The organism is Spirillospora sp. CA-108201, from assembly GCF_050936235.1.
Taxonomy (GTDB): Bacteria; Actinomycetota; Actinomycetes; order Streptosporangiales; family Streptosporangiaceae; genus Spirillospora.
Genome location: NZ_JBNJNE010000001.1, coordinates 4359020 through 4381535 on the forward strand (window position 1 = coordinate 4359020; position 22516 = coordinate 4381535).

A 22516-nucleotide genomic window follows, 5' to 3' on the forward strand; every position below is an offset into this window, starting at 1 on the left:
GGCGCACTGACGGGTCCACTACAGGCCCGCTGACATGCCCGGCCTGCGGCCGGTCGGCGGGCCCCCATTAGTGCCGGGTTCCATGCCGCCTTTCCCGCCTTGTTGTGCGCCCCGGTTGATGCCGACAAATTGCCCTCTGCCGAATTGCTGGCTGGCGCGCCAGATTGGAAGTCGGCCGGACCGTTCAAGGCCCCGGCAGACCTTCACAGCCCGACAGGAGAGGGGAAGAGGCATGGCGCGTTACTACGTCCGGCGATCGATCTGGGGGCGCTTCCTCGCGTTTCTGGTGGCCGTTCCCGTGGTCGCCTTCCTGGCGCACCTGACGTATCGGTGGCTGCTGCCGTTCGTCCCGCTGGCGCTGGCGGGCGTCCTGCTCATCGTCCTGTGCTGGGCCGGTTTCCGGCGTCGCTGACCACAGGCAGGAGGGCACACGTGGATTACTCGGCAATGGACTTCAAAACGGCGATCGAGTTCCTGGTCACCGCGCTCACCGGGCTCGGCATCGTCGGTGCGGCCCGATGGATACACGGCCGCATCTGGGCGCGGTCGCTCGTCGCCTTCCGCGTTCGGCTCCCCGCCGACGTCGGCATCGACGCGGTGGCGCGGACGCTGGCGGTGGTGGCGGGCTCGACCCGGCGGCGGCCGATCGTGTTCGAGACCGTGGGCACTCACCGGGGGATCTCGCACTTCCTGCTGGTGGGCGAGCCGATGGCACCGGGGGTGGTGACCACGGTCACCGCCACCCTTCCCGGCGTCCGTCTGGAGGAGGCCGAGGGGTACCTCTCGACCCGCCCCCAGGTGCGGCTCGCGCGGGAGCTGGGCGTCGCGCGCACCTGGCGGCCGCTGGCCACCGACCGCGCCGCACACGCGGCGGCCGGAGTGCTGACGGCGCTATACCCGCTCAACCCCGGGGAACTGGTCCGGGTGCAATGGACGCTGCGGGCGCGCGGATACGTGCGCCCCGTCGGCGACCTCCCCCCGGAGATGGTCCGCGACTTCCAACTCAAGCAGTCCGCGCCACTGGTGGACGCCTGCGGCCGGGTGGCCGTGACCGCCCCGCATCGCAAGCGTGCGGGCCTGCTGATGTGGCGAGTGCTGTCGGGCCTCAAAGCGCTCGACGCGCCCGGAGCGGCCTTCTCAACGCGGCTCACACCTACCCGGGTGGTGGCACGGCGGGTGCGGGTGCGTGCGGTGCCGCTGCTGCCGTGGCCGTGCGTGTTCAACACCGGTGAGGCGGCGGCGCTGCTGGCCTACCCGACAGACGGCCTGACCGTTCCTGGGCTGACCACCGGCAGCGCGCGGCCCTTGCCGGTCCCCGCCGACATGGGCGGTTCGGGGCTGGTCGTGGGGGAGAGCAACTATCCGGGAATGGCGGGCCGCCCGCTCAGCCTGGATACCGGGGACCGTTTGCGGCATGTGAGCGTCCACGGTCCGACCGGTGCCGGGAAAAGCGAACTCATGGCGAACATGATTTGCCAGGACATCGAGGCCGGCCACGGGGTCGTCGTCATCGACCCGAAAAGCGATCTGGTGTCACAGGTCCTCGCGCGAATTCCCGAGCATCGAACCGATGACGTCATCGTGATGGACGCATCGGCGACCAAGAATCCGATCGGATTCAACCCGCTGTTTTCGGGAGCCGGTGACCATGCGCGGGAACTGTCGGTGGACCGGATGGTCTATGTGATGTCGAATCTGTGGCGGAATTCGTGGGGGCCCCGTACCGCGGACGTCCTCCGGAATGCGCTCCTTACGCTCACTCATGCGCGTGCGGAAGACGGCTCCAGGTTCACCATGGTGGAAATTCCCGCACTGCTGGCCGACTCCGATTTCCGGCGTTCGGTGCTGGGGTCGTCGCGGAATATCCCGCAACCGGTCCGCGAGTTCTGGTCGTTCTACGATCAATTGAACGAACATGAGCGCTCGCAGCTTGTGGGCCCGGCGATGAACAAGCTTCGGGCTTTCACCACACGAACCGCGCTGAGGCTGGTCCTGGGGCAGAGCGAGGGAATCGACCTCGGGGCCGTTCTGCGGGAACGGAAGATTCTCCTGGTGCCGCTCGCGAAAGGCGTTATCGGCCCCGATGCCGCTAATCTTCTTGGCTCTCTTCTGGTCGCGATGCTCTGGCAGGAGACCCTTAACCGGGCAACCGTCGCCGAGGACAAAAGAAGCCCGGCATTCGCCTACATCGACGAATTTCAGGAGTTCTTGAAATTTGGCGCCGGCGGAGACATCGCGGAAATGCTCGCGCAGGCCCGCTCATTCGGGCTGGGAGTGGTGTTGGCCCACCAATACCTTGACCAGCTTCCACACGATGTCGCGGCGGCGGTACTCGGCACCGTCCGCTCTCAGATCGTGTTCCAACTCGAATACAGCGACGCCCGGGAAATGGCGCACCGGTTCGCGCCTCTGGAAACGGCGGACCTGTCCGGCCTGGACACATACGAGATCGCGATGCGGCCGTGCGTGAACTCACGCACCCTTTCCCCGGTCACCGGCCGCACCCTGCAACTACCCGAGCCCATTCGCGCCCCCGCAGACCTCAAGCGAGACAGCCTCGCCCAGCACGGAACCGCCCGCGCTGAGATCGAGGACGCGTGCCTGCGGCGAACCATTCTCGCCCTGCCGACTCGTCCCGCCAGCCACAACAACAGCCGCCAGCGCATGCCCAAGGAAGGGTCATGAACCACCCGCCCCCCGACGTCCCCGCCGGACCCCCTTTCGGGGTGCGCCGACAGGCACCGTCTACGCAGGCCACAGGCGCGCCTGACAGCGAAGCCCGCCGGACTCTCTCTCCGTTCGGCGGCGGCTCCGCCCCCGCCTCACCTCGCTCGGCGAGCCCCTCCCCAGAAGGGGAGGGGACTCGCCCCGCCCCGCCCGCGAAAAGCCGAAATCAGCCCCTCCCCCGCCCCTCCCCTCCCCTACCCCCGCACCGAATCAACGCCCGTGCACAATGGCTCGAACCGCGCCTCAGCGTCCGGGATTGGGCCATTCTCGACACCCTTTATCGCGTCAATATGGCGACGTCAGGGCAGCTGCAAAGAATGCATTTCTACGGGCTGGCGCAAGCCATCCACGCACGGAAACGAACATTGAAGCGACTTGTTCGGTCGGGGGCGCTTATCGCCCCGCCCCGACGGGTCGGAGGCCCGCAAGGGGGTTCGCAACAGCGAATCTATTCACTCGATCCCGCAGCGAGAATGCTCATGCAAATGCGGGTCGGGGTGGCCGAGGACGAGCCCGGCGACTCCGGATATCTGCGCGCATTGCGACTCGCACAGCACACCCTGACCGTGTCGGAACTGTACACGCGGTGTGTCGAACTCGCCCGAAATGCGCCGGTCGACATCGTCGAATTCCAGGCGGAACCGCAATGCTGGTGGCCCCTCGACCGGCGTCGCTATCTCAAACCAGATGCGCACCTGAGACTCGCCAACTTCGACAATCAGATCATCGACAATTGGTGGCTAGAAGTCGACCTAGGCACCGAACGAGCCCGCGCGATCCGCGACAAATTCCGCCGGTACCTGTCCTTCTACGCCAGCGGCGAACCAGGCCCCGACGACGCGATACCCCGCGTACTCGTGACCGCTCCCGACAATGCCCGCGCGAAAGCCCTCACGCGCGCCGTCGCGCGCCTCGGGCCCTACGCGCAATCCCTCATTCACGTCACGGCATTCGATGCCGCCACGACCTTTCTCGCCACGTTCTCAACAACCCCTATCCAGCCACCGAACGAACCCACCGAAAGGAATGAACCGTGACCGACGAAACCCACCCGGAAACCCCGAACGACCCGACCGCCGACCCACGGCCCGAACGCCGTTCCCGACTCGTCGACGGGTTGCGGAACCTCGCCGCATTCCTCGAAACACACACCGACCTCCCCGTCCCCGGAACCGTCGAAGTCCTGTATTCGGTCATCGACGCGACCGACGAACGCGAACGCGCCGAGGTGGACCGAATCGCCGAAATCCTCGGCGTGACCGCCACCCCCGAATGCGACGGCGCGCACTACGTCGCGACCGGCAGTTTCGGGACCGTTCATTACCGCGCCGTCGCCATCACGGAAGAATGGATGAAACGCAGAACGGGAGCAGTCGACGTCATCACGTCCGAGGAATGGCCCATCTGAAAGGGAGGCGTGATGCGCACCGCGCCATACCGCAGATTCAACCGGAGCCCGTTGCGGCTGCTGTTCTCCGCCGACTACTCCGAATTCGTCACCACGCGGGTCATCACCACCGGATACCGCATGGTGATCACGGCAACCGTGATAGCCGTAACATCCTGCTCATGGATCGGCCTTTCCGTGGCAGAAACCGCCGGGTGGGGAGTCGCTGGACTCATCTGCATATCTGCCACATTCTGCGGGCTGGCCACGCTCACCGCCGTCCGCGTATCCTTCGAGTTCCTGCTCGTGGTCTTCGACATCGCGGAAACGCTCCACCGCACCGACAGGAAACCCGGCGACCTGACGCGCATCGCCCACAACGAGAGAAAGGAAGCCAATCGTGCCCAAAACGAACAAGACCACACCACCACCGGATGACGAGGGCGATCACAACGGCGCACCCGGCGACCCGATACCAGACGATCGGCTGCTCACAGTTATGGATGTGGCGCATTATCTCCGAATAGGCCGTGACTCGGTGTTCGGCCTTCTGCGGTCCGGCGAACTGAAATCAGTGCTCGTCCGCAAACGGGGTCGCCGCGTCACCCCCGAACAACTCCGCGACTACATCACCGGACTACAGCAGCAAGAGCACTGACCGGACACACACCGCCTGCGCGGCGCTGAGAGTCACGCAGACGGCCGCGCATCCCCCGGCGAACATAAGAGAGCCCCTGACGGCCGTCAGGGGCTCTCTCGCGTGTTTGGGCGTCAGGCGGCCCGGAACACGCTGTTGATCACATCGGCGCTTTGCCGGTGAACCGGCCGCAGAACCTTGCGGTAGTGCTTTTCCAGCGTCCGGACCGTGTGACCGCAGATGTCCGCGATGACCTCACGCGGGACACCGTTATGCGACATCACGCTCACGAACGTCGTCCGCGTCTCCCGAACCGTCCACGCGTCCGGATCGGCGATACCCGCCGCCTTCAACACCTTGCGGAACTCATACCGCGCCGTCCGCTGGCTGTACTCCGACCCGTCCGGCCGCGTGAACACCGGCGTTTCCTCGGTCACCTGACCACCGAAAGCAGCGAACTCCTTGGCCTGCATTTCCCGCCATGCCTTGAGTGCGGCAATGGCGATGTCCGCCAATTCCAGCGACCGGACCGATCGACGCGTCTTTGTCTTCCCCTGGAATCGGTCGGCGCGCACCACCGAAACCGTTCCCGAATCCAAGTCGAGCCCGTACCACTTGAGCCCGTCCAACTCATCCCCGCGCAACCCACTCGTGAGAGCGAGAATCACGTAAGCGCCGAAACGCAGACGGGGGATACCGGCGCTGGCACGGGCGAGAATCCTGCGCACATCATCGGGGCTGAAACTCTTACTTTCGCGTCCCTCGTTCTCGCCCTTGATGTTGACGACCATTCGAGACACGTTCCGATCGGCGAGACCGTGAACCATCGCGCGATCAATGGCACTGGAAAGCAGACCATGCACGCTCACGATGGTTTTGGAAGACAAGTTCTGCGAGATGTCCACGAGCCAATCGGACACGTGCGTCGGGGTGAGTTCCTCCCGGACTTTCAGCGCGCCGATCTTCGCGATGTGATTCCGGAGAAACGAACGCAGACCCTCAATGGTCCTCGGGGCGCGTCCCTGCCGGGCGAGATCGTCAATGTAAGCCGTGACGATAGCCGTCACGGTCTGGTCCTGCTTCGGCTTGATTCCCTTGCCCAGATCATCGGCAAGGCGCGTGAGCTTTTCCGCCACGGCCGCCTTGCTCGGGCCCTTGCGCTTCGGCCGGTTCCGCTTGCCGTTCGGGTGGTACCCGAGATCCAGAACCCCGGTGTACCCCTTGCCCTCCCGGTAGATGCTGCCCTTGTAGCCGTTGATGAGTACGCTAGCCATTGCGTTCGCCTCTCGGTCTCGTCGAGTGGTGGGCGAAGGGGAGGTCAGACGTTGGCGCGTCTGGCCTTCCCGCCTCTCGACCTCTAGGAGTTCGAACGACTGTTCGAATGGGTCGGTTCCTGCGGAGCCTAGATTATGGCTCCCCGGATGGCTCCCTAGAGGTCATATGCTGTTGTGAACCCCGATCTAGCTGGGGCTTCACAGCATGTCACTTTGGCGGCCCTCCATCGTCGAAAAAAGCGGGCGATCGCTGGCATCGCTCCGGCTCGCCTGGCGGCTCGCTGCGCGATCAGGTTCTCGCTTCGCTCGAACCTGCCTTCGGACGCGATCGCGGCTCCTCAGGTTGTTGCGGGGTGCTGTGGGGCTGAGGTGGTCGCGATAGTGGGTGCGCGCTGGCGCGGTGTTTATGGCAGTGCTCTCCTCCTTCGGGCGCTGGGCGCCCTCCATCGTCGAGAACTGCAGCGATCGCTGGCATCGCTCCGGCTCGCCCAGGGGCTCGCTGCGCGATCAGGTTCTCGCTTCGCTTGAACCTGCCTTCGGACGCGACCGCGGGGCCTCAGGTCGTTGCGGGTTGCGGCGATGGCTGGGGCCAAGTGGCCCCGGCCATGCGCGCGAACGCGTGACCTGGCCGGTGGAGCGAAGCCGGAGGCGAGCGGAACCGGCCAGATCGCGAAGCGATGCCGCGTTCGCCCCAGGCACGGTCACGCAGCGAGCCGCCAGGCGAGCGAAGTGGGCCGAGACTGAGGAAACACCGCTAGGTGAGGCCCTCTTTGGCCAGGAGGTCTATTACCGGGCGGTCGCCTGGGAGCCATTGGACGGTGTAGAGGTCGGGCTCGGTCAGCCAGCGGAGTTGCAGGTGTTCCAGGGGCTGGGGCTCGCCTTCTACCAGTTCGGCCGTCCAGACGCGTAGGACGGCGCGAGCGCTCAGGTGCCAGTCGCCGCCCAGGCGGCGGCCCAGGCGCACCTTGACGGCCAGTTCCTCGTGGCACTCGCGTACCAGGGCGTCCTCGTCCGTCTCGCCGGGGTCGACCTTGCCGCCGGGAAGCTCCCAGCCGCCCGCCATGTGCGGCGGCTCGGCGCGCTGGGCGGCCAGCAGCCGACCGTCCGCGAGGATCGCCGCACCCACCACCACGAGTTCGATCGCGACCAGCTCCTCTCCGTGTTCGTGATCAGACTCCGGCGCCGGCCCTTCCGGTTCCGTTCCCCCGGAGGGAGTCGACCAGTCGCGTCGCCTCGCGGACGATCTCCTCCAGGTGGTCGCCGTGGGCCCCGCGCCAGTACACCTGCCCGCACCCGGCGCAGCGGCCGTAGACGTCGTAGCTGCGGCGCGTGCCCGACTGGAGCTCGCGCTCGATCTCCTGCTTGTCGACCGGCACGAGCTCGCCGTTGCAGGCGGTGCAGCGCGTCCACGGGCGCAGGACGGGCGCGAAGCGGTCGAGGAGGTCGCGGAGCTGGTCGTCGGGGCGCGAGCCGCGGACGTAGGCGCCGAACCACAGCGCGCGGCGGCGCAGGAGACCGCGGTCCTGGGTGAGCAGGACGCGGCGCTCCTCGTTGGCCTGGACGACCAGCGCCGGGTCGTCCATGTCGTTGTGGTAGGCGGTGTCGAGGCCGAGCAGGCGCATGCGCCGGGCCAGCGTGCCGAGGTGCACGTCCAGGAGGAAGCGGGGGGCGACCTGGCCCGGGTCCAGCGGCACGGGCTGGGGGCGCGGCACCGCCGCCACGCGGACCTCCGCCCCGGCGTCCGGGCGGGTGGCGGGCCCGGCGGGCTCGCCGTCGGCGGTCATCGGGCCCGCCTCGGGCAGCGGCACGCCCAGGGACTCCACCAGGTGCCCCAGCGTCGAGGTTCCGTCGTAGGGCACCCGCGCCGGGGACTCCCGCCGGGTGGCGGGCAGGAACATCAGCAGCTCGTCGGCGACGCCGATCGTTATCTCCACGCCGCTCAGCATGCCACGCGCGGCCGACGGTTCAGGCGGCCGCCACGTGCGCGGCGGAGTCGGTCAGGGACGCCAGGAGGGCGGGAACGTCGTGGCCCTCCAGCACTCCCCCGCGCTTGACCACGCGTCCGCCGACCAGAACGGTGTCGACGTTGCGGGTGTCCGCCGCCAGGACCACGGCCGCGATGGGGTCGTGGGCCGCCGCGAGGCCGAAGGTGTCGGTGCGCAGGACGAGGATGTCGGCCTGCTTGCCCGCGGTCAGCGAACCGGTGACGTCCGCGAGACCCGCGGCCTCGGCGCCCTCGATCGTGGCCGTCCGCAGGGCGCCGGCGGTGGTGAAGCCGAGGCCGGCGCCGTCCGGGCGCGCCCGTTCGAGGACGTAGGCGGCGCGCATGACGCTGAACATGTCGCCGGGGCCGGAGGCGACCGTGTCGGCGCCGAGCCCGGTCGGGGCGCCGGCGGCGCGGGCGCGTCCGGTGGGCGGGGCGCCGATGTCCAGCGCGGCCTCGATCGCGGGCGCGACCGACACCGTCCCGCCGCTACCGGCGATCCGCTTCAGCTCCTCGTCGGTGTAGAAGTTGGCGTGCACGTAGGTGGCCGGGTGGTCCATCAGCCCGTTGGCGTCGAGGAACGCCAGGCCGCGCGCGGCGCTCTCGGCGCCGTGGCCGCCCATGTGGGCGGTGACCGGCAGCCCGAGGTCGCGGGCCGTGCGCCATTCGGCGAGGGCGCGCTCGTCGCCCGCGATCTCGGGGCCGAGCGCGGCCATCGCCATCGTGAGCGCGCCGCCGGACCCGAAGTGCTCGCGGTGGACGCGGCCCGTCTCGGCGGCGAGGGCGTCGAGGTCTCCGCCGCCGTAGCAGTACCCGAACACCGCCCGGATGCCGGACGCGCGCAGCGCCGCGACGCCCGCCTCGGTGTGGGCCGGGCTCAGCTGGATGTGCGACCAGTCGACCAGCGTCGTGATGCCGGAGTCGAGGCACTCCAGGGAGCCGGCGAGCGTCCCGGCGAACACGTCGCCCGGCCGGTACCGGGGCGCCAACTCGACGAGGACCCGCTGAAGGTAGCCGGGGAGCGTTCCGTCCGGCAGGGCGGCGCGGATCCCGGCCTGCCAGGTGTGCCGGTGCGTGTCGACGAAGCCCGGCATGACGATGCGCCCGGTCGCGTCGATGGTCTCGGCGCCGTCCGGCGCGGCCAGGCCCGGGCCGACCGCGGCGATGCGTCCGTCCTCGACGAGCACGTCGGCGATGCCCAGCACGACGGGTTCGGGGGCCGTGTCGATCACGAGGCCGTTGGTGAGCAGGAGCGTCTTTGTCATGCGTGAAAGCTTAAGAGTTAGCTTTTTAAAAAGCAACAGGCTGAGCGAGTACGCTCGGGGCGTGCGGGACGAGATCGATGACGTGGCCGAGGCGTGGCGGCGGGACGGGCTGTCCGAGCCGCTCCTGGCGATGCTGGAGCTGAGCAAGCGCGCCGGGCGCGTCGCCAACCTGGTGCAGCAGGCCCTCCGCGGCCCGCTGGCCGAACTCGGCCTCACCTACGCCGAGTTCGAGGTGCTGACCGTGCTGCGCCGGGAGGGCGAGCCGTACCGGCTGAGGCCGAGCGAGCTCACCCGGTCGGCGTTCCTCACCTCGGGCGGGACGAGCAACGTCCTGCAGCGGCTGCAGAAGGCCGGCTACGTGGAGCGCGAGGCCAACGCGGGCGACGCGCGCAGCCGCTTCGTCCAGCTGACCGCGGACGGGCTGCGCGTCACCGAGCGGGCCCTGGCCGCGTCGGGGGCCGCGCACGAGGACGTCCTGGAGCGGGTGCCGCCGGAGGACGTCCGGGCCGCCGCCGACGCGCTGCGCGAGGTCCTGCTCGTCGCGGGCAGGCGCCGGTTCCGCTGAGCCCGCCGGGCGGCTACTGCCGCGCGGCCAGCTCGGAGACCTTCTTCTTGAAGTCGGGGCGCGCGAGCGGGCGGGTCACCCCGACCCAGTTCGCCTTCTTGTAGGTCTTCACGCCGATCGCGGGCACGCACGCCGAGCAGCTCGCCACGATCATCTTGCCGCCCCCGATGACCATCCCGACATGGCCGGGATTGTCGGCCGAGGTTCCGGGGCCGGAGTTGAAGAACACCAGGTCGCCGGGCTGCTCCTTGCCCTTGGCGATCTTCACGCCGAACGGCCACTGCTCGAACGTCGTGCGCGGGAGGTTGAGCCCGACCTGCCGGTAGGCGGCCTGGAGCAGGCTGGAGCAGTCGTAGGCGTCCGGCCCGTTCGCCCCGAACACGTACGGCTTGCCGCGCTGCGCCATCGCGAACGCGATGATCGTCTTGACGAGGGCGCCGACGTTGGCGGGGAGCTCGTTGTCCTCGCAGTTGATCCCGTTCGCCTGGACGGCCTTGAAATCGCCGCCGACGTAGCGCTTCGCCCAGTCCAGGACGAGGTCCACGTAGTCCCACGAGTGGTTGTACTGGAAGATCGCGGTGCGCATGCGCTCCGGGGCGCCGTTGTGCTTGAGGTAGGCGGCGGCCGTCGGGACGGCGTCCGCCGGGTCGTAGCGGTCCTTCTTGCCGTCCTTGTCGCCGTCCACCGCGAACGCCTTGAACGTCGCGGCGAGGAACTGCATGGGCCCGCCCGCGCCGGCGTAGTTCTCCCCGCTGGAGACGCCCGGCATCGTCGACCGGCCGTGGTCGGTCTCGACCTTGCCGACGCCCGCCAGGACGTTCCAGGGGATGCCGTACTTCTTGCCGGCCTCCTGGTACAGCTTCAGGAAGTCGGCGGGGACGGACTTCGCGTCGGCCGCCGCCGCGGGCTGCGCGCCGGCGCCGGCGACGTTCACGCAGCCGCCGCCCCCGCCGATCCCGCCGCCGAACAGGAACTGGCTCGCGCCGAACAGGATCGGGATGAAGACCAGTGCCACGAACATCACCGCGGCGACGCCGAGGGCGCCGACCATCAGCAGCCTCCGCGGACTCATCCCGTGTCACCCTCCTGCCCGGCGTCGGCGGGCTCGAACGAGTAGACCCGCAGCGAGCCGCCGTCCCGCGTCACGGTCACCGCGTACTGCTTGGTGTCGCTGCTGGTCCGCCCATTCTTGGTGACCTGCTGCCGGCCGGTCACCAGGAAGATGATCGAGTTGTTCTCGATGTCGCGGACCTGGTCGAGGGACGCCGTGCCCTGCGCGACGAGTTCCTCGCGGCGGCGCTCCTCCACCATGCCTGGCGTCGCCACGCCCTGTCCGAGCCGCTGCCCGAGGTCGGTGGTGGTCAGGCCGGTGAAGCGCGCCATGTAGGCCTGGGGGGCCTCGTCGTAGCGGTACGTCCCGTAGGCGGCGACGAACCGCTGCGCCATGTCGGCCGCCGTGGCGAACTCCTGCCGGGAGAACGGCAGCAGCCGGTAGAGGTCGAAGTCGTTCGGGTCGACGGGGCTCCGGATCCCCGGCGGCGGCGACGCGGGGGCCTGCGGGCCCTGCGAGGCCGTCGCGCTCGGACGGGCCTGCGGCTCGTCGCCGGACCCGCCCGAGGGCGAGGCCACCGTCAGGTAGACGCCGACCGCCGCGAGCAGCACGACGAGACCCGCGAACAGCAGCTTGCGCCGCCGGTCGTTCAGGTTCATCACTCGTCCCGGCCCGACTCACCGGACCGGCGGTCCACCGGACGCAGCCAGAACGGGATCGGCGGGCTGGCGTTGGAACCGCCCCTGCCCCACAGCGGCGGGGGCGCCTGCCGCCCGCCGGGCTCGGGACGCGAGGGCCTCGCGCCCCCGCCGCCGCCGGAGCGGCCGCGCTGCCGGGGGACGTTCCCGGAGCCGCCGCCCGAACCGCCCGAGCCTCCGTTGCCGCCGCCGTTGCCGCCGCCGAACCAGCCGCCGCCACCGGAGCCGCCCGAACCGCCGGAACCACCCGAACCGCCGGAACCGCCGCCCGAACGTCCGCGGCCGCGCCCGGAACCGGACGAGCGTCCGCCACCGCCGCCGAACCAGCCTCCGCCGCCACCGCCGGAACCACCGCCCGAACCGCCGCTGCCGCCCGAACCACCGCCGTCGGACACGCCGCCGCCGTTGCCGCCGCGCCCCGTCCAGGACGTCGGGCGGACGGTGCCCTTGCCGGAGCCCGTCCCGCCTCCGCCGCCGGAGTCCTCACCGTCGCCCTTCGCGACGGTGACGCCGCCGGGCTTGGCGGCCCCCGCCCTGCCGCCGTCCGTGCGGCGGTCGCCGAGCGCGCCCGCCCTGGTCGGCAGGTTCAGCGGAGGAGCACCGCGCCTGGAGCGCCCCTGCGCCGCCGCGGCGCCCGCGCCGCGCGGCTTGGCCGCGAGCACCGGCGCGTCCTCGGGCGACTGCTCGGTGCCCGCGCCGGGCGTCGTCCGGTCGGCCGCGGCCACCGTGCCGGCCACCGCGCCGCCGCCCGTCACGCCGCCGGCGACGGCCGCGGCCACCGCCGGGTCGTTCTTGGCCTTGCGGAACATCTGGTAGGCGGCCACCGGCGGCATCGCCTCGGTGCTCTTGCGGGCCGCCGCGATCGACTTGCCGAGCTCGGCCTCGCCCTTGCCCCTGGCTCCGACCGCCGAGTAGCCGACGGAGGAGAACAGGTGCTGGAACGGCTTGCGGTACACGAACGCCGCGAACGTCACCAGCGCGATCAGCACCACCTGCAGGCCCCAGGGCAGCGTCTCGCCGAGGATCAGGCTGTACGCCCACAGCAGCAGCGAGAGCACCCCGATGAGCGCGGCCTGTTTCAGCAGCATGGACAGCAGCAGTTCGAGCCAGCGGATGGCGACGACGCGCCCGACGCCCGGATGGATGCCGATCCCGAGGAAGATCGGCCCCGCGACGAGGAGCAGCAGGAACGCGATCTTCACGACGATCAGCGCGAGCGCGATGACCAGGATGAGCAGGCCCGCGACCAGCGCCGCGAACAGCGCGATGAGCGACACTCCCAGCCGGTTCTGCCAGTCCTTGCCCTGGAAGAGCGCGTAGTTCTGGGGATGGTTGTCGTGGATGTCCTTCGTGACGTCCTTGTAGGCGTCGGACTTCTTCCCCAGGTCGACCTTGTTCGTCCCGTACGTCTCCGGAAGGTCGACCGCCTGCGCCCAGAGCAGCTTGTCGGCGTTCTGCTTGATGATCTTGGCGTTGGGGTCGCTGGTGCCGAACTCGCCCTGCAGCCACGGCTTGCAGACCAGCGCGACCCACAGCGCGTTGGCGTTGCGGGACGTCGCGTCCATGCGCTCCGACGTCGCCGGGTCGGGTCTGCCCTCGGGGACGGGAACGCACGTCCCGCCCTTGGTATCGCTCGGTGGCAGCGCGGCGCTGAACGCGGCGCTGGTCGCCTCGGACACCTTCGTCCCGAGCGTGGTGAAGTCCGCGGGCCGCGCGATCAGCCAGACCAGCGCCACCATCGCGGCGACCATCCAGATCACGCCCTCGGTGACCTTGCTCGCCCGCTTGCGCACGAGCCCCCACCAGGCGAGCCACATCGCGCCGAGGATGACCACCCACGACCAGTAGCGGGCGTTGAACGTCTTGCCGACGTTGGTGATGACCCCGTCGACGGTCTCCTTCAGCCAGCTCAGCAGCGACTCCGACGCGGCCGCCTGGTAGACGCTGATCGTCGTCCGGTCGATCGTCCGGACGAGGGTGAACACGGTGTTCGCGATCGCGTTGCCCATCATCGACATCGCGTCCGAGCAGCCCATGTCGACCGCGTACCAGGTCTGCCCGGCGGTGCCGTACCGGTCGTAGTACGTGAGCTTCTCGACGGGCGTCTTGCGCAGCTTCTCGTTCGGGTAGTCGGGCGGCTTGATCATGCCGTCCGTCCCGGACCCGTACTGCTCGGGCGCCGGATGGTCCGCCGGGCTGCACGCGTCGTTCAGCGGGTTCGGCAACTGCGGCACCGACGCGGACGCCGGCGACAGCGGGCCCAGCATGAACAGCGCCATGACGACCAGCAGCATCACCGAGCGGCGCGTGCGCGGCGCGTGGCGGCGCCGGACGCGCCGAGGGCGCCGCAGAACCTTGGGGTCGAGTCCTTCGGCGGGCGAGCGCTGCAGTCGCGCGGCCCTGTCGCGGGAACCCATCATCGGGAGACCTCCTCGACCTCGGCCCCCGCGGCGGTGAGTTCGGACGTGCCCGGACGGGACCGGGTCGGGTTGGTGTCGAGCCAACGCTGCAGTTCCTCGGAGATCAGGTCGACGCCGATGCGCCCCGCACGGCCGTCGAGGTCACGGAAGATGCATTCGCCGTTGCCGAGGTTGCGCAGCACGGCCTTGTGCTCGTCGGACGCCTCGACCCCGAGTAGGGACATGACGCTGCCGACCTCGACCCGCTCGGTGGAGCGGAACGAGAACACCGAGGACAGGCAGTTCGTCACCTGCTCGTTCAGGAGGTCCCCCGCGTTCTGGGAGACCAGGATCAGCGCGGTGTTGCGGGAGCGTCCCATCCGCGACACCTCGGGCACCAGCTTGGCCCCCTCGGGCGTCGAGGTGATCGCCCACGCCTCGTCCAGGAAGATCGCCTTCGGGAGCCGCCGGTCGAGGCCGTGCATGAGGCGCCGCGCGAACTGCGACACCAGGTACATCAGCGCGACCGACAGCCGCTGCTCGTAGGAGTAGTCCTCCCGCGAGATCGCGACGTCCGGCAGGGTGAGCCCGCCGAGCGTGAACACGGTCGTCCAGCCGGCGCTGTCGATGCGCTCGCCGCCGGACGGGTCGAAGCACAGCCGCGCGAGCCGCATCTCCGACATCGAGCGCAGCACGGCGCCGAGGTTCTTGGACGCCGGGTCTTCGGCGGCCTCCAGGTGGTCGACGACGCGGCCGAGCGAGGGCCGCTCGGCGTTGGCGACCGCGCCGACCGCCTGGATCATCGCGGACTCGCGCTCCTCCGACATCCGCGGCAGCAGCAGCCGCAGCGTCTCGGTCGCCATCGTCTTCATCGTGGCGAGGTCGTCGCCGAAGGAGAACGGGTCGAGCAGGCCGGGCGCCGCCGAGCCGAGCGGCAGGATCCGCGCCTTCCGGCCCCGCGCCTTGAGCAGCTCCACGAGCGACTCGGCGTCGCCCTTCGGGTCGATCGCCGCGATCGTGACGCCGCGCAGCGCCATCTGGTAGATCAGCAGCAGCGCGAGGGTGGTCTTGCCGCCGCCGGGCTCACCGGTGATCGCCACGGCCGTCGGGCGGTTGCGCGCCGCGGCGACGAGCGGGTCGAAGTGCACGATCGCGCGGGCCCGGCCGAGCGTCTCGCCGATGTAGGGGCCGACCCAGCCCTCGCCCTCGTCGTCGGAGCGGTCGCCGAGGTCGACGGTCGCGACCGGCATGCCGCCCGCGATGGTGCGCAGCGGCTGCCGCTGCGCGTAGGCGTTCAGGCGGATCTGGTCGCCGGGCAGCGACTCCAGGAACAGCGAGAACTGGTCGCCGGTCGAGTTGACCACGTCGATGCCGATGTCGCGGTAGTGCTCCACGACGGCGTCCACGCGCTGCGCGAGCAGGTCCTCGCTCGGCGCCGACACGATCAGCCGGTGCCACCCGTAGACGAACGGCAGCCGCTCCTTGGTGATGCCGTGCTCCAGCATGCGGGCGGCGTCGATCTGCTCCGCGAGCGCGATCGGCGCCTCCGCGCCCGCCTCCCGGATGTGCTGGTCCATGTCGCGGGCGTGCGCGAGCTTGCGCGAGACGTCCTTGGACGCCTTCGCCGGCGGGATCAGCTTCATCCGCGCGCTGATCTCCACGGGGAACGGCAGCGCGTCGGCGTAGTGGAACCAGGGCTCGCCGTCCGGGAACGGCATCATGTCGGGGAAGCGCGCGAACGACAGGTACGCGACGTACGACGCGGCCGTGGCGCCGCCGCCCGCCCCGGTGAAGTTCGGCTGCTCGATCCGCAGGTACGAGCGCCCGTTGTGGATGGCGCCCTCCACCAGCGACTCGATCTCGCCCTTGCCCCACGTCCGGCGCGGGACGGCCGACGGCGGCGGATCGGCCAGCGAACCCGTCACCGCGTGCTGGAACAGCCACGCGACCTCGGTGGAGGTGGCGTGCCTGGCGTACAGGGCGGACCCGCCGAGCGCGCGGCCGATCCGCTCGGCCTGCTCCGTCCAGCGCGCGATCTCCTTCTTGTCGACCGCGTCGTCGTGCACGCCGAGGACGCTCTCGCTGCGCTTGTAGGCCCTGAGGAGCTGCGGCAGGACGCCGCCCGACAGGTGCGCGCCCATGCCCCGCGGGCCGAGCCGCACCCCGAGGTAGACCTCCTTGGTCCAGAAGTCCTTGGCCCACACGTGGGCGTAGGTCTCCTCCAGGTACTCGCGCCACCCGGTGCCGCCGTCGGACGTCCGGTCCAGCGCGAGCGCCCATTCCGCCGCCGGATAGGTCCGGTGCGCGATCCGCAGGTGGACCTCGGCGTCCTGCATGCGGATGCCCGCCAGGGCGATGGTGATGTTGGTGGCGAGCGCCTCGCGCTCCTCACCGGTCGTGAACTCGTACGACACCGTGGGGAGCCGGAAGTACGCCCACGCGGCGCTGTCGGTCAGCAGGACGCGGTCGTCGAAGTACCGCACGGCCAGCCGGCTCGACTTGCTCATGCCGTCCTCCCGACGCCGGTTCCGATCAACGATTCTCTCCACCGCCGGGCGGCCGCACAGGGCTGCCCGGGAGAGTGTTCGCCATCCGGACGGTCATGAACGTCAGGCGCGTCCGCCAGCAATGCCCGGTTCACCTCGGTCTCCGCTCGATGCCCGCGAGGGGCGCTCATCGGGTGGCCTCCTGCTCCTGCTGAAGCTCCTGGTAACGCTCGGGCATGACGGTGAAGCCGCCGGCCACGACGCCGGCGAGGGCAAGATAGGCACGCCGCGTGGGCGTGCGCAACGACTTCAGTTCGTTGCGGGGCGCGCGGTCCATGCTCAGGTGATCATCCCACGGGATGCGCACCAGCGCCCGGCACCGGCCCCGCGCCACGGCCTCGGCCTGCTCGACGTCGTCCATGCTGCGGCGGCTCACCCCGTTGATGACCGTCACCGCGCGGGACCGCAGCTCCTCGTAGCCGTGGCCGTCCAGCCACTCGAACGTCATCGCGACGGCGCGGGGCGCGTCGGCGCTCGCCGGGGCGACGAGGACGATCTGGTCGGCGTACGGCAGGACGCGTGCCACCACGGCGGCCGCCGCGTCCAGCAGCGTCACCGAGTAGAACTTGTCGATCGTGCGGATGGCGAGCGCGTAGTCGCGGTCGTCGAGCGCCTGCAGCGGGTTCTTGCCCGCCGCGATGACGTCGAGGCCGGACTTGGCCTGCGAGGTGTACCGGCGCATCGCGGTGAGGCTGGAGACCTGGTCGGCGCGCGTGATGAGCCCGGTCAGCGTCTCGTTGGTGTCGCTGCGGGTGCGCCGCGCGAGCGCGCCCGGGCCGGGGTTCACGTCGATCGCCACGACCGGCTCGCCGTTGTGCTGCGCGAACGTGTGCCCCAGCATCAGCGCCGTGACGGTCTGCCCGGCGCCGCCGGTGCAGCCGAGCACGACGACGTGGCGCGTCCCGTGGAACGGCTGCTGGATCCGCTGCTGGTAGTCGGCGTCGACCTCGCCGTGCCCGCCGCCGACGGCGTGGATGAGCCGCCGCAGCCCGCCGGAGGTCACCTCGTGCTCGGGACCGGGCGGGGTGATCGCCGGACCGGACGGCGGCGGCGACGGAGGCGGCGGCAGCGGCCGCGGCCGGACGGGCGACGCGGGCTGCGAGCGCACCTCCCGCGGCGGCGCCTCCTCCTCCACCGGACGCGGCGGTTCGACGGGACGCTGTAGTTCGACGGGACGCTGTAGTTCGACGGGACGCTGTAGTTCGACGGGACGCTGTAGTTCGACGGGACGCGGCGGTTCGACGGGCGGCGGGTTCTGCGCGGGCGGCGCCACCGGCTCGGGACCGGCCTGCCGCTGCGGGTTGGACAGCCCCTTCGACCAGGGCCTGGGCGGCTCCCTCAGCGCCCCGGGCTGCTCCGGCGGCACGGCGGGCCGCACCGGCGGCGGCGCGCTCGGCTGCTCCGCCGACGCGGCGGGCGGCTCGGGCCGCGCGGCCTCCCGCTCCCCCGGCACGGCGGGCGGCCGCACCGTCCACTCGGGACGCCGCGCGGGGGGCAGTTCCGGCGGCGCGACGGGACGCCTCACCTGCGCGGGCCGCTCCGGCGGTGCGGCCGGACGCTCCGTCTGCGCGGGCGGTGCGGTCGGACGCTCCGCGTGCGCAGCGGGCTGTTCCGGCTGCGCGGCGGGACGCTCCGTCTGCGCGGCGGGCGGCTCCGGCAGCGCGGCGGGACGGCCCGTCCCGGCGGGCTGCTCCGGTGGCGGGGTCGGACGGCCCGTCTGCGCGGCGGGCGGCTCGGGGGGCTGGGCCGGCTGCGCGGCGCGCTGGTGCGGGGGCGGGCGCCGAAGGCGCCGGGGACCATGGGGATGTCGGGGCGGGTGGCGGCGGGGGCCTCGGGGGCCGGGGTCTCGGGGGCGGGGGTCCTGGGGGCCGGGACCGGTCCGTGGGGGGCGCGCGTGCCGGCGACCTTCCTGTCGCCGGGCTCTCCGTTGAACGCCTGCGTCACGCGCACGCGCTCGCCGTCGGCGGCGTGGGCCTGGTCGGGCTCGGCGGGCGGCTGCCGCGTGACGCCGTCGCCCGGTTCGGCGGGGCGCACCCACCGGACGCTCGGCGCCGCGGGGGCCTGCTCGTCCGCGCGCGAGGGCGGTTCGGGGGCGCCCGCGATCTCCTCGGCGGCCCTGCGGACGTCGGGGCGGGGCTGCTCGGGGATGTCGGGCCGCGTGTCGGCGACGGGGACGGCCTGCCAGAGCTCCGCCTGCTCGCCGGGGCGGCGGACGCCGGAGGCCAGGGCCCGCTTGCCGGAGCCGGGCGGCGGGGCGGGCGGGGGGACCTCCAGCCGCGGCGTCGCCGGGGGCTGCTCGACCCCGGCGGGGAAGGCCAGGGCGTCGTCCTCGTGCGCGATGTCGCGGGTCGTGCGGCGCCACGCCTTGGGCGGGACGACGGGCTGGGGCGCGGCGGGGGGCGGGAGGGCTCCCTGCGGGAGGAGGGGCTGCGCGGCGACGGGCTCGGGGGCGGCGGGGACGGGCTCGCGCTGGGCCGCGTACTCGTCCAGGGACGGGGGCGCGGAGGCGACCGCGGGGCGCGGGACCAGGACCGGGGTCGCGGCGGGGGCCGCGGCGGGTTCCGGCTCCGCGGCGCGGCGGCGGGCGCGGCGGCGGGTCTTGATCGCGGCCCGTTCCATCGCGGCGGCCGGGGCGGGGCCCCCGGTGCGCCGCCAGACGCGGGCCACGATGACGACCTCGCGGGGCTCCTGGATGGGGGTGAGGCGGCACCAGGTGCGGGGCTCGGCGAGGTAGCGGCTCTGGGAGAGCAGCAGCTCGGTGAGCCTCTTGCCCTCGATGACAGGGCGTGTCGCCAGCCAGGTGAGCACTCCCGGCGGGACGATGTAGAGCACGTGCCAGGGGGACGCGAAGGGGATCCCGACGAGCCGGAGCAGCAGGATCCACGGCACGAACACGCCGAGGAAGACGCCGATCTGGACCAGCGGCAGCGGCATCGGAAGCCGCAGGTCGTACAGCTTGTAGAGCCGCTTCTCGATGCGCCAGATGTTCGTGTACGTGGGTAGATCCACGCCCCTACTCCCCTAACTGCGCGAGCACCGTGCCGCCTGCCGACCTCCGCCCGAGGTCAGGCGTCCACGCCTAGGGCCTTGGCGATCGCCTTGGCCGTGGTCTCGATGATGTTCGGTACGTAGAAGACCACTCCGATCCCGATCGCGAGGCAGATGAACTGCACGAACCGCGTGATCTCGCGGGTGAACAGGAAGAAGATCGCCACAATGGAGACGATCACGAGGAACAGCGGGCCGAAGATCGAGCGCAGCCAGTCGGCGAGCTTGTCGGTCTTGAGCTCGTCGGCCGCGAGGATTTCGTGCGGAATCGCCGCCATGAGGTGCTGCAGCATCGCCTGGCTACCTTCCCTGGTTGGCGGTCGGTCTGGGGGTCGTGGTACTCATTTCGCGGCCTCTCATGACGCGTTGGGTTGTGTGGTGCCGCGAATGTCCTGGACGAGCCAGGTCGTCCCCTTCTTCACCATGGCGAGCTGGTAGCTCTGTTCGAGCTCACCGCCGCCGCCCCCCGCGGGCTGCCACACCACGGTCGCGGTGACGGTGCGCGAGCCCTCGGGCCCCTTCGGCGCGACGACCTCCTTGACCTGGACGAAGACGACGGACTTGGCCAGGCCCGCGATGGTCGTCCCGTTGGAGAAGCGCGACAGGGCCGCCTGGTTGCCGTTCGCGTACTCCTGGAAGAAGGTGCCGAGGAAGGGCTGGAGTTCGGTTTCGAGGGAGGCGTCGCGGTCTTGGACCCCGTCCTGAGGAAGCTGCGCCTTGGCCGGAGGGGGGAGCAGGGCGGGGCGGGCGGAGACGACCAGCGAGCCGCTCCGGTCGGCGTACACCGGGACGGCGAGGCGGAGCCAGCGGTCGGCGGTGCGGGCCAGGAGCGTCACGGTGGCGTTGCTGGCGTCGCGGGCGTCGACGCCGGCGACCTGGACGGACTGGACCTGCATCCTGCCGACGCCGTTCCAGCCGTACTGGGCGTCGGCCCCGTCGGGCAGGAAGGTCCGCAGCTGCGCCTCGCGGGCGGGCGCGGTCTTCTGGTCGAAGTTGAGGTAGACGTTGGCGAACTGGAGGGCGAACGCGCCCGCGGCGCTGCTGGGGAACCCGGCGTTCTTCGGGGCCTTGGACGCGGCGCCGCCTCCGCTCGGCGTGTCGTCGGCGGTGAAGCGCTCGAACGGGGCGCGGACGCCGTTGACGAGGATGACGATGATCAGTGCCCACAGCACGGCGCGGCCGACCCAGACCCACCAGCGCCCGCCGGAGCCGCCCCAGCGGCCGCCGCCGCGCGAACCGCCTCCGCCGGACCGTCCGCGGCCGCGCTCGGGCAGGTCCCACGGGTCGGCGGACGCCGCGAGCGCCCGTCCGGGCGCCGCGGTCTCCTCGACAACGGCGGTGTCACGGCCGCGTCCCACGGCCGACCTGCGAGCCATCCTGCCTCCGCTCGCGCCTCGCCCCCGGTCGGCGCGGTCCTGTGTGCCTGGTCATGTTCCGGTGGCTTTTCCGAACCCACCTCGGGCCCAGGGTAACCACGGGCGTCAATTGTTCCAGCGCATCCCGGCGAAGCACAGCCCCGGCACGCGGTTGCGGATAATGCAATCCACCTCAGCAGGAACGGGAGGGATTGCCAAACGGTGACGTTCTTCTACCCAGGGCTCCGAACGGTGCGCATGCCCAGGTAACGGACAAGCGGGTCGCCTCAGAAGTTGCTTGGTCACGGGATGGCGTCGGGGTCCGCAATCCGTTCCCGAAAATAATGGACACGAAGTCGAAAATGCGACACTCGACACCAAACCACACAGCCCACCGGGCACGCCCTCCGCACCGGCACCCCGTGTCGCCAAAATCACACAGGTCACGGCGCCGCCCGGCCCCCGGCGGGCGCGGTCAGACGTTGAAGCGGAACTCCACGACGTCGCCGTCCTGCATGACGTAGTCCTTGCCCTCCATGCGCACCTTGCCGGCGGTGCGGGCGGCGGCCATCGAACCCGCCGCGGTCAGGTCGTCGAAGGAGACGGTCTCGGCCTTGATGAAGCCGCGCTGGAAGTCGGTGTGGATGACGCCGGCGGCCTCCGGCGCGGTGGCGCCCTTCGGGATCGTCCAGGCGCGCGACTCCTTGGGCCCCGCCGTCAGGTAGGTCTGGAGGCCGAGGGTGGCGAACCCGATCCGGACCAGCTGCGACAGGCCGGACTCCTCCTGCCCCATGCCCTGCAGCAGTTCGAGCGCCTCGTCGTCGGGCAGCTCGATCAGCTCCGCCTCGATCTTGGCGTCCAGGAAGATCGCCTCGGCGGGGGCGACCAGGGTGCGCAGCCGCTCGCGCAGGGCCTCGTCGGTCAGCTCGCCCTCGTCCAGGTTGAAGACGTAGAGGAACGGCTTGGCGGTGAGCAGGTGCAGCTCGCGCAGGAGCTCGGTGTCGATCCCGGCCTGCTCGGCGCCCGCGAACAGCGTGACGCCGTCGTTCAGGAGCTTCTGCGCGGCGTTGACGGCGTCGACGACGGCGAGCTTGTCCTTGTCCTTCTTGGTCCGGGCCTCCTTGTCGAGGCGCGGCAGCGCCTTCTCGATCGTCTGGAGGTCGGCCAGGATCAGCTCGGTGTTGATCGTCTCGATGTCGCGGGACGGGGCGACGTCGCCGTCCACATGCGTGACGTCGGGGTCCTCGAACGCCCGGATGACCTGGCAGATCGCGTTGGTCTCCCGGATGTTGGCGAGGAACTTGTTGCCGAGCCCCTGCCCCTCGGACGCGCCCTTGACGATGCCCGCGATGTCGACGAACTCCATCGTCGCCGGGATGACCTTCTGCGAACCGAACAGCTCGGCGAGCACGGTCAGCCGCTGGTCGGGCACCCCGACCACGCCGACGTTGGGGTCGATGGTCGCGAACGGGTAGTTGGCCGCCAGCGCGTCGTTCTTGGTCAGCGCGTTGAAGAGCGTCGACTTGCCGACGTTGGGCAGCCCGACGATTCCGATGGAGAGGCTCACGGCCGTCAAGTTT

Annotated in this window: 20 protein-coding genes; 7 read left to right on the top strand and 13 right to left on the bottom strand. The window is 70.9% G+C overall.

Annotated features, from left to right (window positions below; translation table 11 throughout):
- Positions 1-232 precede the first annotated feature (232 nt).
- Genes ACQEU6_RS21125 through ACQEU6_RS21150 form a run of 6 tightly spaced genes read left to right on the top strand, consistent with a single transcriptional unit; the run spans position 233 to position 4772 of the window.
- The gene (locus ACQEU6_RS21125) at positions 233-412 is read left to right on the top strand and encodes a hypothetical protein (RefSeq protein WP_499334249.1); all 180 of its coding nucleotides are present in this window, start codon (positions 233-235) and stop codon (positions 410-412) included.
- A gap of 20 nt (positions 413-432) precedes the next feature.
- Positions 433-2685, top strand: a complete 2253-nt coding sequence (locus ACQEU6_RS21130) for a type IV secretory system conjugative DNA transfer family protein (RefSeq protein ID WP_499334251.1) — start codon at positions 433-435, stop codon at positions 2683-2685.
- Positions 2682-3764, top strand: coding sequence for a replication-relaxation family protein (locus tag ACQEU6_RS21135; RefSeq protein ID WP_499334252.1), 1083 nt, complete (start codon positions 2682-2684; stop codon positions 3762-3764). Before ACQEU6_RS21130 ends, ACQEU6_RS21135 begins: the two co-directional genes overlap by 4 nt.
- A complete protein-coding gene (locus ACQEU6_RS21140; protein ID WP_499334253.1) occupies positions 3761-4135 on the top strand; it encodes a hypothetical protein in 375 nt (124 codons plus the stop codon). Before ACQEU6_RS21135 ends, ACQEU6_RS21140 begins: the two co-directional genes overlap by 4 nt.
- Positions 4136-4147: 12 nt before the next feature.
- Positions 4148-4552 carry a DUF4282 domain-containing protein gene (locus ACQEU6_RS21145; RefSeq protein ID WP_499334255.1) on the top strand — a complete coding sequence of 135 codons (405 nt, stop codon included), beginning with the start codon at positions 4148-4150 and terminating at the stop codon, positions 4550-4552.
- A complete protein-coding gene (locus ACQEU6_RS21150; protein WP_499334256.1) occupies positions 4515-4772 on the top strand; it encodes a helix-turn-helix domain-containing protein in 258 nt (85 codons plus the stop codon). The genes ACQEU6_RS21145 and ACQEU6_RS21150 overlap by 38 nt, the downstream gene beginning before the upstream one ends.
- Before the next feature lie 113 nt (positions 4773-4885).
- Here ACQEU6_RS21150 and ACQEU6_RS21155 read toward each other — a convergent pair whose 3' ends face one another.
- From ACQEU6_RS21155 to ACQEU6_RS21170, 4 genes are all read right to left on the bottom strand, one after another.
- Positions 4886-6025 (bottom strand): site-specific integrase, encoded by a 1140-nt coding sequence (locus tag ACQEU6_RS21155; protein ID WP_499334258.1) that lies wholly within the window; start codon positions 6023-6025, stop codon positions 4886-4888.
- A 754-nt stretch (positions 6026-6779) separates the two neighbouring features.
- On the bottom strand, positions 6780-7166 hold the full coding sequence (locus tag ACQEU6_RS21160) for a (deoxy)nucleoside triphosphate pyrophosphohydrolase (protein ID WP_499340283.1): 387 nt from the start codon (positions 7164-7166) through the stop codon (positions 6780-6782).
- A gap of 28 nt (positions 7167-7194) precedes the next feature.
- On the bottom strand, positions 7195-7971 hold the full coding sequence (locus ACQEU6_RS21165) for a Mut7-C RNAse domain-containing protein (protein ID WP_499334259.1): 777 nt from the start codon (positions 7969-7971) through the stop codon (positions 7195-7197).
- Between the two features lie 19 nt (positions 7972-7990).
- A complete protein-coding gene (locus tag ACQEU6_RS21170; protein WP_499334261.1) occupies positions 7991-9274 on the bottom strand; it encodes an amidohydrolase family protein in 1284 nt (427 codons plus the stop codon).
- Positions 9275-9335: 61 nt separating this feature from the next.
- Between ACQEU6_RS21170 and ACQEU6_RS21175 the strand changes: the two genes are divergently transcribed.
- Positions 9336-9839 carry a MarR family winged helix-turn-helix transcriptional regulator gene (locus tag ACQEU6_RS21175; protein ID WP_499334263.1) on the top strand — a complete coding sequence of 168 codons (504 nt, stop codon included), beginning with the start codon at positions 9336-9338 and terminating at the stop codon, positions 9837-9839.
- Between the two features lie 13 nt (positions 9840-9852).
- On the opposite strand, the gene ACQEU6_RS21180 is transcribed toward ACQEU6_RS21175, so the two are convergent.
- The 9 genes from ACQEU6_RS21180 to ychF form a co-directional block, all read right to left on the bottom strand.
- Positions 9853-10911 carry a C40 family peptidase gene (locus tag ACQEU6_RS21180; protein ID WP_499334265.1) on the bottom strand — a complete coding sequence of 353 codons (1059 nt, stop codon included), beginning with the start codon at positions 10909-10911 and terminating at the stop codon, positions 9853-9855.
- Positions 10908-11549: a hypothetical protein gene (locus tag ACQEU6_RS21185; protein ID WP_499334266.1), complete on the bottom strand. Its 642-nt coding sequence runs from the start codon at positions 11547-11549 to the stop codon at positions 10908-10910. The genes ACQEU6_RS21180 and ACQEU6_RS21185 overlap by 4 nt, the downstream gene beginning before the upstream one ends.
- The gene (locus ACQEU6_RS21190) at positions 11549-14008 is read right to left on the bottom strand and encodes a type IV secretion system protein (protein ID WP_499334268.1); all 2460 of its coding nucleotides are present in this window, start codon (positions 14006-14008) and stop codon (positions 11549-11551) included. The genes ACQEU6_RS21185 and ACQEU6_RS21190 overlap by 1 nt, the downstream gene beginning before the upstream one ends.
- Positions 14005-16494: an ATP-binding protein gene (locus ACQEU6_RS21195; protein ID WP_499334269.1), complete on the bottom strand. Its 2490-nt coding sequence runs from the start codon at positions 16492-16494 to the stop codon at positions 14005-14007. Before ACQEU6_RS21195 ends, ACQEU6_RS21190 begins: the two co-directional genes overlap by 4 nt.
- Positions 16495-16660: 166 nt before the next feature.
- On the bottom strand, positions 16661-18058 hold the full coding sequence (locus ACQEU6_RS21200) for a MinD/ParA family ATP-binding protein (RefSeq protein ID WP_499334271.1): 1398 nt from the start codon (positions 18056-18058) through the stop codon (positions 16661-16663).
- Positions 18055-19542 (bottom strand): conjugal transfer protein, encoded by a 1488-nt coding sequence (locus ACQEU6_RS21205; RefSeq protein ID WP_499334272.1) that lies wholly within the window; start codon positions 19540-19542, stop codon positions 18055-18057. Before ACQEU6_RS21205 ends, ACQEU6_RS21200 begins: the two co-directional genes overlap by 4 nt.
- A 56-nt stretch (positions 19543-19598) precedes the next feature.
- Positions 19599-19874, bottom strand: coding sequence for a hypothetical protein (locus ACQEU6_RS21210; protein ID WP_499334274.1), 276 nt, complete (start codon positions 19872-19874; stop codon positions 19599-19601).
- Positions 19875-19937: 63 nt separating this feature from the next.
- Positions 19938-20957 (bottom strand): conjugal transfer protein, encoded by a 1020-nt coding sequence (locus tag ACQEU6_RS21215; protein WP_499334275.1) that lies wholly within the window; start codon positions 20955-20957, stop codon positions 19938-19940.
- 454 nt (positions 20958-21411) lie between these two features.
- Positions 21412-22503 carry a redox-regulated ATPase YchF gene (gene ychF / locus ACQEU6_RS21220; RefSeq protein ID WP_499334276.1) on the bottom strand — a complete coding sequence of 364 codons (1092 nt, stop codon included), beginning with the start codon at positions 22501-22503 and terminating at the stop codon, positions 21412-21414.
- Positions 22504-22516 lie beyond the last annotated feature (13 nt).